This window comes from Thermoclostridium caenicola (assembly GCF_900142095.1).
In the GTDB taxonomy this organism is placed as follows: Bacteria; Bacillota; Clostridia; order DSM-8532; family DSM-8532; genus Thermoclostridium_A; species Thermoclostridium_A caenicola.
This window is the reverse complement of the sequence record NZ_FQZP01000066.1, coordinates 1-10059: the sequence shown is the minus strand read 5'-3', so window position 1 is coordinate 10059 and position 10059 is coordinate 1. Positions and strand designations below refer to the sequence as shown.

Annotated in this window: 14 protein-coding genes; 8 read left to right on the top strand and 6 right to left on the bottom strand. The window is 50.8% G+C overall.

The window, feature by feature from the left end:
* A partial coding sequence (locus F3H12_RS12300) for a transposase (RefSeq protein WP_149677403.1) occupies window positions 1–111 on the top strand: 111 nt, incomplete at its 5' end.
* A gap of 102 nt (window positions 112–213) precedes the next feature.
* Here the strand turns inward: F3H12_RS12300 and rplS are convergent.
* Window positions 214–573, bottom strand: a complete 360-nt coding sequence (gene rplS / locus F3H12_RS12295; RefSeq protein WP_149679615.1) for a 50S ribosomal protein L19 — start codon at window positions 571–573, stop codon at window positions 214–216.
* Window positions 574–977: 404 nt separating this feature from the next.
* On the opposite strand from rplS, the gene asd reads away from it, so the two are divergent.
* Window positions 978–2063, top strand: coding sequence for an aspartate-semialdehyde dehydrogenase (asd, locus tag F3H12_RS12290; RefSeq protein WP_149679614.1), 1086 nt, complete (start codon window positions 978–980; stop codon window positions 2061–2063).
* A 46-nt stretch (window positions 2064–2109) separates the two neighbouring features.
* Here asd and F3H12_RS12285 read toward each other — a convergent pair whose 3' ends face one another.
* Window positions 2110–3273 carry an MFS transporter gene (locus F3H12_RS12285; RefSeq protein ID WP_149679613.1) on the bottom strand — a complete coding sequence of 388 codons (1164 nt, stop codon included), beginning with the start codon at window positions 3271–3273 and terminating at the stop codon, window positions 2110–2112.
* A gap of 312 nt (window positions 3274–3585) precedes the next feature.
* Between F3H12_RS12285 and F3H12_RS12280 the strand changes: the two genes are divergently transcribed.
* The 3 genes from F3H12_RS12280 (at window position 3586) to F3H12_RS12270 (ending at window position 5570) form a co-directional block, all read left to right on the top strand.
* Window positions 3586–4599 (top strand): SDR family oxidoreductase, encoded by a 1014-nt coding sequence (locus F3H12_RS12280; protein WP_149679612.1) that lies wholly within the window; start codon window positions 3586–3588, stop codon window positions 4597–4599.
* A gap of 157 nt (window positions 4600–4756) precedes the next feature.
* Entirely contained in the window at window positions 4757–5044 is a 288-nt protein-coding gene (locus F3H12_RS12275) for a hypothetical protein (RefSeq protein WP_243133285.1), read from the top strand.
* Between the two features lie 73 nt (window positions 5045–5117).
* The gene (locus F3H12_RS12270; RefSeq protein WP_149679611.1) at window positions 5118–5570 is read left to right on the top strand and encodes a carboxypeptidase-like regulatory domain-containing protein; all 453 of its coding nucleotides are present in this window, start codon (window positions 5118–5120) and stop codon (window positions 5568–5570) included.
* A gap of 158 nt (window positions 5571–5728) precedes the next feature.
* On the opposite strand, the gene F3H12_RS12265 is transcribed toward F3H12_RS12270, so the two are convergent.
* From F3H12_RS12265 to ylxM, 4 genes are all read right to left on the bottom strand, one after another.
* Entirely contained in the window at window positions 5729–5959 is a 231-nt protein-coding gene (locus F3H12_RS12265; protein ID WP_149679610.1) for a KH domain-containing protein, read from the bottom strand.
* Window positions 5960–5989: 30 nt separating this feature from the next.
* Window positions 5990–6232: a 30S ribosomal protein S16 gene (rpsP, locus tag F3H12_RS12260; RefSeq protein WP_149679609.1), complete on the bottom strand. Its 243-nt coding sequence runs from the start codon at window positions 6230–6232 to the stop codon at window positions 5990–5992.
* A 73-nt stretch (window positions 6233–6305) separates the two neighbouring features.
* Window positions 6306–7649: a signal recognition particle protein gene (gene ffh, locus F3H12_RS12255; RefSeq protein WP_149679608.1), complete on the bottom strand. Its 1344-nt coding sequence runs from the start codon at window positions 7647–7649 to the stop codon at window positions 6306–6308.
* A 24-nt stretch (window positions 7650–7673) separates the two neighbouring features.
* Window positions 7674–8069, bottom strand: a complete 396-nt coding sequence (gene ylxM / locus F3H12_RS12250) for a YlxM family DNA-binding protein (RefSeq protein WP_149679607.1) — start codon at window positions 8067–8069, stop codon at window positions 7674–7676.
* A gap of 173 nt (window positions 8070–8242) precedes the next feature.
* Between ylxM and F3H12_RS12245 the strand changes: the two genes are divergently transcribed.
* From F3H12_RS12245 to F3H12_RS12235, 3 genes are all read left to right on the top strand, one after another.
* Complete coding sequence (locus F3H12_RS12245; protein WP_149679606.1) at window positions 8243–8887, top strand: DUF2238 domain-containing protein; 645 nt, start codon at window positions 8243–8245, stop codon at window positions 8885–8887.
* Between the two features lie 86 nt (window positions 8888–8973).
* Entirely contained in the window at window positions 8974–9648 is a 675-nt protein-coding gene (trmB, locus tag F3H12_RS12240) for a tRNA (guanosine(46)-N7)-methyltransferase TrmB (protein ID WP_149679605.1), read from the top strand.
* A complete protein-coding gene (locus tag F3H12_RS12235; protein WP_149679604.1) occupies window positions 9645–9914 on the top strand; it encodes a TIGR03905 family TSCPD domain-containing protein in 270 nt (89 codons plus the stop codon). The genes trmB and F3H12_RS12235 overlap by 4 nt, the downstream gene beginning before the upstream one ends.
* Window positions 9915–10059 lie beyond the last annotated feature (145 nt).

The window sequence follows — 10059 nt, the reverse complement described above, 5'->3', positions numbered from 1 at the left end:
AATGGTTTCACGGAAGGTGTCAACAACAAGATTAAAGTGATCAAACGAAATGCCTATGGGATAAGAAATTTCACAAGGTTCAGAAACAGGATACTTCATGTTATGGCTTAGCTCTTATATTCAAAATTGGCAGATGACCAAAATTGATCATCTGCCAACAAAGCATAAGCTTCTTCATTTTACTAGTTCCACCCCAACAATTGACGTAGAACCTTAATCGATCGCGGTTGCCAGATCTTCCTTCAGGCGGGCGCGCTTACCCACTCTTTCACGCAGGTAGTAGAGCTTGGCCCTTCTGGCCTTACCCCTGCGGATGATTTCGAAGGAGTCAACCTTCGGGGAATGAACAGGGAATACCCTCTCAACACCGATACCATAGGAAACCCTTCTGACGGTGACAGTCTTCCTGATGCCGCTGCCACGCATGGCAATGATGGTGCCTTCAAAGGACTGAATCCTTTCCCTGTTTCCTTCCTTTACCTTTACATTGACCTTAACAAAGTCACCAATCTTCAAATTGGGAAGATCTTTCTTCATGCCTTCCTGTTCCAGCGCACGAATAATATTATCCATTCTGTTTTCCTCCATTTCCTAGAGTGTTCATACCGGTATATTTTCTGCAATTCTTCGCCGGAAGCGGACCACTCTGTATTCACGCCGTAATATTATAACACGGTATTCCCGGATCTGTAAAGAAGATGATAAAATATTCGCAGAACAGCGAAAAATCTCGTCGAACAAACGCTTTCCGCTATGGGACTTTCGACGGAAATGCGACTTGAATAAAAAAAGGTTTGAACATCATTATACAATACATTATAATGCTATTAATATACAGCGGTCCATGCCGTAAAACCGTTCGACAGGTGAGACATGATGCAGGGTGCAAGTATACACCTGTTATGCATATATTTTATCAATCAATGCGGTCAGACAGAACAAGGGAGCAACTATCGCAGTCAGAAAGGAGATTTGTTATGGCAGGAAAACTGAAGGTTGGTATTGTCGGCGGAACAGGAATGGTCGGGCAACGATTTGTCACGCTCCTTGAGAACCATCCCTGGTTTGAGGTAACCACCATTGCAGCCAGCAGAAACTCCGCAGGAAAGACTTATGAGGAAGCGGTCGCGAACAGGTGGAAGCTTTCTTCCGGGATACCGGAAAAGGTTAAACAGATTGTCGTCAAGGATGCCTCCAATATTGAAGAGGTAGCCGGCGAGGTTGACTTCATCTTTTGCGCCGTCGATATGAAAAAGGAAGAGATCCGGGCCCTGGAGGAAGCCTATGCCAAAACCGAAACTCCGGTTGTATCAAATAACTCCGCTCACCGCTGGACTCCGGATGTTCCCATGGTGATTCCCGAGATCAACCCCGGTCATATCCGGGTGATTGAGGCCCAGAGAAAACGGCTGGGAACCAAGAACGGCTTCATTGCCGTTAAACCCAACTGCTCCATTCAGAGCTATGTTCCTGCTCTCCATCCCCTGAAAGCATTCGGACCGACCAAGGTCCTGGCTTGCACCTACCAGGCTATCTCGGGCGCCGGAAAGTCCTTCGCCGACTGGCCTGAAATGGTGGACAACGTGATCCCGTTCATCGGCGGCGAGGAAGAAAAAAGCGAGCAGGAACCGCTCAGAATCTGGGGCGAGATCAGGGACGGCGCTATTGTGAAGACCGATGCTCCCCTCATCACAACCCAGTGCATCCGTGTGCCGGTAACAGACGGACATATGGCAGCGGTTTATGTCAGCTTTGAAAAGAAACCCTCCAGGGAGGAGATCATCCAGTTGTGGCGCTCCTTCAAGGGTCGTCCCCAGGAACTTGAGCTTCCCAGCGCACCCAATCCCTTCCTCACCTATTTTGAGGAGGACAACAGGCCCCAGACCAGGCTTGACCGGGATCTGGGCAACGGCATGGGCGTCGCTATCGGAAGGCTCCGCGAGGATACCCTGTTCGATTATAAGTTCGTCAGCCTTTCACACAACACCGTCAGGGGCGCTGCCGGCGGCGCTGTGCTCATTGCAGAGCTGCTCAAGGCGGAAGGATATATCCAGGCAAAATAATGTAAGACAAAAGCTTCAGGGCGGAATTCCATTCCGCCCTGTTTGATTATACTTCATCTGTTTTGAAAAGGTTCATGTAGATAGCCAGGGACACAACCCCAAAAATCTGGAAGGAAACCAATGCAGCTATCACCCCAAACCTGTCGGCCACACCTCCAATCACCACCGCCAGCAACGCATAGACCAGGCTGCCCGCAAAGGATTTGATGGAACCCATTGAAGCTCTGTGCCTGTCTGTAAAAAGCTTCTGGGACATATCGCTCCGGGCAACGCCCGTTACACCGTAAAACAGCGCGTTGGTGGTCAGAAGGACGGGGGAAAATACGTTCCTCATCAGGAACGCCGCCACATTGGATATGATGCTGTAGAGCTTGCCAACCAGGATAACCCCCTTGTATCCCTTCCGGTCAATCCATCTTTCACTGATCCAGAAGCTGAAGGCTGCCAACACATCACCGAGCGTCCCCGCAAGGCCAATGGCCCAGACGGGCCATACCATCTTAAGAAAAGACGCCCTGAACTGGTAAGCCGCTTCACCCGCACCATCCGAAAGGCTGTCGGCTATGAATATTCTGAGAAGTTTGCTGTTGCGGCATACTTCCCACAGGGACTCACGCAAGTGATGCCAGGGTGATTTTCTGTCCCTGTCAGTTGTTTCCGGCTCATCAAGGAACAAGGCTGCCGCAAGCCCCAAAGCCCTGGGAATGATGGAGAGCCTGAACAGCATGGCATAAGTTCCGAAAATCAGCATGAGGCTCCCGATCAGGGCGGAAACCGATAAGGCGATATGGGCCATGGACAGGATTTTTCCCAAAAAGGCCTTGTACTCCTCTTCACGTCCGGCACTTTTCAGATGGCCATAGAGAAAAGCCTCATTATTGCCGCTGAACAAAGCCTGGGACAAACCCTCAAAAACAGCCGCAGCCATCAGCCAAAGGATGCCTTTCCCGACGGAATAAAGCATGATGGAAATCAAAGAAGCCGCTGCTCCCAGCACTATTGTCCTTCTTCTGCCCACCAGATCCGACAAAATACCGGTGGGTAGCTCAAGAACGGCGCCTGAAAGCATGGCAACAGAGAAAACACCCATCCCCAGCATCATGGAACCGGAGATTTCGGTAAAATACAGAACTGCAACAGCAGCATAAAGCCTGAACTCGGAAAGAAAATGGATGAGCCCAAGCAGAAATGCGTTCTTTTTGATATTCATCTGCACTACTCCTTTTTTGATTTAATCCCTGAAGAGCAGTGCAATTGAACAGCATCTGACAGCGTATCAGACATCAGGCTCGGTGCAATCCGCTGTCAGACGGTTCAACTGCACCGAGCAGTTACCTCGGTTATACCGCATGATACGCTTCACCCGCTTTCTGAAATATTTATGCTTATTCTAGCATAAGCGGTCCTGGTTTTCCACGTTTCGCTGCCGTTTTATCGGGAAAGAACAATCCCCTGCGGTTTGCCTTTACATTTTGCACCGATTGCGTGAAAATGAAGAAAAGGCATGTGAGGAGGGAGAAAAATGAGAGCACTGTTTATCGGAGGAACCGGCACAATCAGCACGGCCGTGTCCAAGCTGGCAATAGAAAACGGTTGGGAGCTTTATCTTCTGAACAGGGGTAACCGGCCCGAAAGGGTGCCTGACGGCGCCAGGGTCATCCAATGCGATATCAGCCAGGAAAAAGAGGCAGCAAAACTGCTGGAAGACATGACCTTTGACGTGGTGGCCGATTTCATCGCCTTTGTACCTGAACAGATAGAGCGGGATATCCGTCTCTTTGCCGGAAAAACGGCGCAGTTTATCTTTATCAGTTCAGCATCCGCCTATCAAAAACCGCTTTCCCATTACCGGATCACGGAAAGCACCCCCCTTGCCAATCCCTACTGGGAATATTCCAGAAACAAGATAGCCTGCGAGGAACGCCTGATGCATGAATACCGCAATACAGGTTTCCCCATCACCATCGTCAGACCAAGTCACACCTATGACGAGCGTAGCGTCCCGCTGGCGGTCCATGGCCGGAAGGGAAGCTGGCAGGTCATCCATCGGATCATGCAGGGAAAACCGGTCATCATCCATGGCGACGGTTCTTCGCTCTGGACCCTTACCCACAGTTCGGATTTCGCCAAGGCCTTTGTAGGCATCATGGGCAATCCTGCGGCCATCGGCGAGGCCGTCCACATCACCTCCGACGAGTCCCTTTCCTGGGACGCCATCTATGACGCCATCGGCCGGGCTTTGGGCGTAACCGTAAAAAAGGTCCACGTGGCCTCGGATTTTCTGGCGGCTTGCAATCCGGATCTGAGAGGAAGCCTTCTGGGGGACAAAGCCCATAGCGTGGTTTTCGACAACAGCAAGATCAAGCGGCTGGTTCCCGGGTTCACCGCCACCATGCGATTCGACCAGGGGGTGCGGCTTAGCATTGATTATCTCTTGTCGCATCCGGAACTGCAGGTTGAAGACGTGGAATTCGACCGTTTTTGCGACAAGGTCATCGCCGCCCAAAGCGAGGCGTTCAAAATCTTCCAGTCATAATTTTTTGTACAAGCCGGGCCTGTCCATTCGGACAGGCCTTTTTGCTTGTCCTGCAGCGGCATACAGGGCAGCCGAAAGGCCCAGACAACCATTAGCAATCATGGCCTGCCTGCATAATATGAAGTAGGACAAACATTCCCGAACGAAAGGAGGCGACATGATGGACAAATACGAACTTGAGGAACTGAAAAAGATCCTTAAGGCTGAAATCAAGGCTGATCTGAAGGCTGATCTGGATCTCGTGTGGGATGACGAGGATCAGAACAACAAGCAGAGGCAGTTCAACAAGCAGATCAACTACAACGTGCTGACCCAAAAACAGTTCCAGGGTCAGGGTCAGAAAGCTGACGCCGACAGCGAAGCCGAAGCTGAAAGCGAGACAAAGGCTGATGCCGGCGTGAAGGTTGAAGCCAAGGACGACAAGAAGCAGCCGAAGCCTTTTTGACATGAAACCAAGCGGGGATTCCATCCCCACTTACAACCTATTATTGATGCGGCATAAAGAAAGGGATGGTGCTATGGAAACCCAGAAGGTGTCGCCTGACGGCAGAAGCAAGGAAGAGAAAACCATCAGGCTGGAAAAGGACAGCATCCAGTATAACGCCCAGGACATGGAGCAGCACCAGCGGCTTGATTTCAACCCAAGTCAGTCGAATACGCAGAACCTGAACATCTTCATAAAAAATAACCATGATCTGTCCGGTAAAATTATCGGGGTCACCTGCCTGGAAGGCTCAACCGAACGGGTTGCCAATGCGGAAATCCTCCTGTATTTCGGTACCGAATGCAAAACCCCGGTCCACAAGACCACTTCGGATGCCAACGGCAATTTCAGGATAGAGGAGCTTCCACCAGGCTATTACACCATATGCTCCAAGTATGATGGGAACTACTGGTATAAATCCTATTTTATCAAGGTCCTGCCAGGGCAAAAAGTCTTTGAATCCATTCGCCTGCGAAAAGCCGACTGAGCAGGCAGGACCTTGTTCACATATCCGGTTCTGTGAACATGCCGGAAAATCCGGTATTGCAAAAGGCTGCCTGCAACAGACAGCCTTTTCTGCATGGAAGAATACCTTATGCTTTTCAGCAGCGCCTGATGCCTTGAAGCTTGAGGCACGCTGCCGGATTACTGGATTATTTCAACCACTACCCGCTTGTTTTCGCGTATGGCTGAAGCCTTCATAACGGTACGAATGGCCTTGGCGATCCTTCCCTGCTTTCCGATAACCTTACCCATGTCATCTTCCGATACCTTAAGTTCCAGGATAACGGAATGCTCTCCCTCTACTTCGTTTACCGAAACAGCTTCGGGGTGATCAACCAATGACCTGGCTATATGTTCCAGCAATTCTTTCATGGACTGTACCTCCAAATGCTAAGGAATGACTTACTCTGTGATTCCAGCTATCTTAAGCAGCTTCTTGACGGTATCTGTAGGCTGAGCGCCGGTAGAAAGCCACTTCTTAGCCTTTTCCACGTCCACCTTGATTTCGGATGGGTTAGCCAGCGGATTATAGGTACCGATTTGCTCGATGAACTTACCGTCGCGGGGAGACCTGGCGTCGGCGACTACAATTCTGTAAAAAGGCTTTTTCTTTGCGCCCATCCTCTTCAGTCTTATCTTTACCATGTTTTCACCACCTTTCGTCTGTCGTCAGGCAAGTTGTACAGTTAAAACAACTTGATAATTTATATTGAGCAGATCAGAAGGGTCTCCTGAAACCTCCAAGCCCCTTCATCCACCTGCTTCCTTTCTTGCCCTGCAGGGCCTTAATCATTTTCTGCACTTCCTCAAACTGTTTCAGCAGCCGGTTTACGTCGGTGACCGAAGTGCCGCTGCCCCTGGCAATGCGCTGACGCCTGCTGGCGTTCAGGATACTGGGATTGGCCCGCTCCTGCGGGGTCATGGACTGGATGATGGCCAGCGTTCTTGCCATCTGCTTATCGTCCATATCAATCCCTTTGAGAGCCTTGGCGTCCATACCGGGCAGCATGCTGAGCACCTGGCTTAACGGCCCCATTTTCTTCAGTTGCTGCATCTGCTCCAGGAAATCGTCCAGCGTAAACTGCTGGGAACGCATTTTCTTTTCCAGCTCAAGGGCCTTCTTCTCATCAAAGGCTTCCTGCGCCTTTTCTATGAGGCTCAGCACATCTCCCATCCCAAGGATACGGGAGGCCATGCGATCCGGATAAAAGGGCTCCAGATCATTGAGTTTTTCGCCCATACCCACAAACTTGATGGGCTTTCCGGTAACGGCCTTGGTGGACAGGGCCGCTCCGCCCCTGGTATCGCCGTCCAGCTTGGTCAGAATAATGCCGTCGATGCCCAGCTGGTCATTGAATGAACCGGCAACGTTGACGGCGTCCTGACCGGTCATGGCATCCACCACCAGAAGGATCTCATGGGGCTTAACGCTCTGCTTGATGCGTTTCAGCTCCTCCATCAGCTCGGCATCCACATGGAGACGTCCGGCCGTGTCGATGATGACCACGTCAAACTGCATGGATTTAGCGTGTTCCACCGCTTTTCTGGCGATATCCACGGGATCCTGGCCGGTGCCCATTTCAAACACAGGGATGTTCAGCTGACTGCCCACCACCTGGAGCTGTTTGACAGCCGCAGGCCGGTAGACGTCACAGGCCACCAGCAAAGGCTTCTTGCCATCCTTGCGCAGGAGGTTGGCCAGCTTGCCGCTGGTGGTGGTTTTACCTGAACCCTGAAGGCCCACCATCATGTAAACCGTGGGAGGCGCCGGAGAAAACGTGATCTTGGCAGGCGTTGAACCCATGAGCCTGATGAGTTCCTCATGGACAATCTTGACCACCTGCTGCCCCGGAGTCAGGCTTTCCAGGACTTCGCTCCCGACAGCCCGCTCGGAGATGGTGTTGATGAACTCCTTGACCACCTTGAAGTTGACATCGGCTTCAAGGAGCGCCAGCTTGACCTCGCGCATCATCTCCTTGACGTCCTTCTCAGTGATGCGCGCCTGGCCCTTTATCTTTTTCATCAGGTTCTGAAGCTTTTCGGATAATCCTTCAAATACCATGCAACAATCCCTCAAACATCCTGCTTATAATGAATCCATAACCTTTCCGAGGACCTTGACCGCTTCCTGGAAGGATTTGTTCTCCGCTGCCTGGGGAACCTCCCTTTCCACCCTGTTCAGGCAGGCCAGCGCTTTTCTCATGCTTTCTTCCTGTTCCCGGAAACGTTCCACCAGGCCCAGCCGCGCTTCATAGGCTTCCAAGGCCGCCCGTCCCTTGCGGATGCTGTCGTGCACGCCCTGCCTGCTGATGCCCAGCTCCTCGGCTATCTCCGCAAGGGAATAGTCATTGTTGTAATACAGGTCCAGGATTTCATACTGGCGGGCCGTGAGAAGCTGCCCGTAGAAATCCAGCAACATGGAAACCTCAAAAAACCGGGGTTCCTCAGCCACAGCGGCGTCAGCTTTTATATTATCCTTCATGGGTTTCACCCTGTCAAGCACTTTTGCTTTACACACGTGTACTTTATTATATGGCCGCAACGCAAAGTTGTCAAGTCCTGAGTTTGACAGGGGGAAATCTGAATTTGGTATTGCTTCCAGCAATTTAAACCATAATAAGTGGGTCGGTAATGCACGCCGCGGCGAGGTGCTTCATGAAAAACAGGTTTCTCGGTTCGGTTTATACGATTTTCTTCCTGCTGCTGGTAATTGGCATCGTCACCCAATACGCCGAAAAAGGGTTTTGGGTTATCTGGACATCGCTGGTACTTGGGGCATTTTATCTTTTACCGGCAATCCTGGAAAGAATCCTGCACATCATCATTCCGCCGCTCATTAAATACGCAATCCTGGCTTTTCTGTTCCTGAGCCTGTACATGGGCGGGATTCTTTCCTTCTATGACAGGTATGACGGATGGGACACTTTCATCCATCTCCTATCCGGTTTCATAACGCCTGCGCTTGCCCTGTCGCTGATCAACCTGCTCAACGGCGATCCCTGCACCATCAGAACACTGAAGCCCGGGTTTAGCTTCCTTTTCATGGTCCTTTTTGCCGCAGGCGTAAGCCTTTTATGGGAATATACCGAGTTTCTCAGCGACTCCCTCCTGGGAACCAACCATCTGAACGATACCCGCCTGGACAACGGCCTGGTGGATATCGGTCTCATGGATACCTTAAAGGATCTCATCTGCTCCCAGTTGGCATCCCTGCTGACCTCCTTCTGGCTTTACCGCACCATCCGAAAGGAGCAATGGCTCTGCCTGTCGAGAATACTGATTACAAAGGGCAGACATTGAGACCTGCTGAAATCATCACCGGGTTTACTTAAAGCCCGCCTTGTCTTATAATCATTTATTGAAGCACAACGTTGCCGAGGTGTCAGATGAGACTGAGAAGCATTCCCAACGCCAAAGAGATGCTGCCAACATTCAGGAATTATATACAGGATCCCCGTCTGTTCAAGGACAAATGGTCATCCTATTTCGGGAATTCCAACGAGATCCATCTGGAGATTGGTTCCGGCAAGGGGGAGTTTATCATCACTCTGGCCCGGAATAATCCCGGAATCAATTACATCGCCGTTGAGCGATGCCACACCATCGCGCTCAAGTTTTTAAGGAAGATACCTGAATCAGGCTTGCCCAATCTGGCCGTGACCAGCCTTGATGCGGACTATCTGGAAGAATACTTAAACGAGGGCGAGGTCAGCAGGCTTTACCTGAATTTCTCCGATCCCTGGCCTAAAAAGAAGCATGCCAAAAGGCGGCTGACTTCTCCCAGGTATCTGAGGATCTATGAGAGGCTTCTCAAGGATGGCGGCATCATCGAGTTCAAGACAGACAACCGCCCGTTTTTCGATTACTCGCTGGAGCAGTTTGGGGAATCGGCTTTCGAGATCATTGCCGTTACCTACGATCTGTATAACAGCGATATGCTGGAAGGGAATGTCCCCACCGAGTATGAAACGCGATTCCATAACATGGGCACACCCATCAACAAGCTCATCGCCCGGCTCGACAAGTCAAAAATCAAAAAGGATGAAGGTGTACAGGAATGAGATATACGTTTAAAAACAAAGGAACCTGTTCCGCACAGGTCACGTTCGACATTGAGGACGGCATCATCAGGAATGTGGAGTTTTTGGGCGGCTGCAACGGAAACCTCCAGGGCATATCCAGGCTGGCAGAAGGCCGTAGCGCCAAAGAGGTCGCCGCATTGATCAAAGGTATCCGCTGCGGTTTTAAAAAAACCTCCTGCCCGGATCAGCTATCTCTTGCCATCGAGAAGGCTTTATCCGAGGTCGCTTCCACTGATGAATCCTGAGATAGTTGGCGCCTGCGGCTGATGCAGGCCGGATAACCGCGACGGATAAACATAGTGTAAAATTGTTGTAGGAAAAAAATAAACAAGAGACATCCTTCTTTGATAAAATGGGATTATACACAACAAACCATTTAGAGGAAGGAGT

What these genes read in the sequence shown, in the direction of transcription:
- rplS (WP_149679615.1), bottom strand. Translation starts at nt 573, where the DNA reads ATGGATAATATTATTCGTGCGCTGGAACAGGAAGGCATGAAGAAAGAT.
- asd (WP_149679614.1), top strand. Translation starts at nt 978, where the DNA reads ATGGCAGGAAAACTGAAGGTTGGTATTGTCGGCGGAACAGGAATGGTC.
- F3H12_RS12285 (WP_149679613.1), bottom strand. Translation starts at nt 3,273, where the DNA reads ATGAATATCAAAAAGAACGCATTTCTGCTTGGGCTCATCCATTTTCTT.
- F3H12_RS12280 (WP_149679612.1), top strand. Translation starts at nt 3,586, where the DNA reads ATGAGAGCACTGTTTATCGGAGGAACCGGCACAATCAGCACGGCCGTG.
- F3H12_RS12275 (WP_243133285.1), top strand. Translation starts at nt 4,757, where the DNA reads ATGATGGACAAATACGAACTTGAGGAACTGAAAAAGATCCTTAAGGCT.
- F3H12_RS12270 (WP_149679611.1), top strand. Translation starts at nt 5,118, where the DNA reads ATGGAAACCCAGAAGGTGTCGCCTGACGGCAGAAGCAAGGAAGAGAAA.
- F3H12_RS12265 (WP_149679610.1), bottom strand. Translation starts at nt 5,959, where the DNA reads ATGAAAGAATTGCTGGAACATATAGCCAGGTCATTGGTTGATCACCCC.
- rpsP (WP_149679609.1), bottom strand. Translation starts at nt 6,232, where the DNA reads ATGGTAAAGATAAGACTGAAGAGGATGGGCGCAAAGAAAAAGCCTTTT.
- ffh (WP_149679608.1), bottom strand. Translation starts at nt 7,649, where the DNA reads ATGGTATTTGAAGGATTATCCGAAAAGCTTCAGAACCTGATGAAAAAG.
- ylxM (WP_149679607.1), bottom strand. Translation starts at nt 8,069, where the DNA reads ATGAAGGATAATATAAAAGCTGACGCCGCTGTGGCTGAGGAACCCCGG.
- F3H12_RS12245 (WP_149679606.1), top strand. Translation starts at nt 8,243, where the DNA reads ATGAAAAACAGGTTTCTCGGTTCGGTTTATACGATTTTCTTCCTGCTG.
- trmB (WP_149679605.1), top strand. Translation starts at nt 8,974, where the DNA reads ATGAGACTGAGAAGCATTCCCAACGCCAAAGAGATGCTGCCAACATTC.
- F3H12_RS12235 (WP_149679604.1), top strand. Translation starts at nt 9,645, where the DNA reads ATGAGATATACGTTTAAAAACAAAGGAACCTGTTCCGCACAGGTCACG.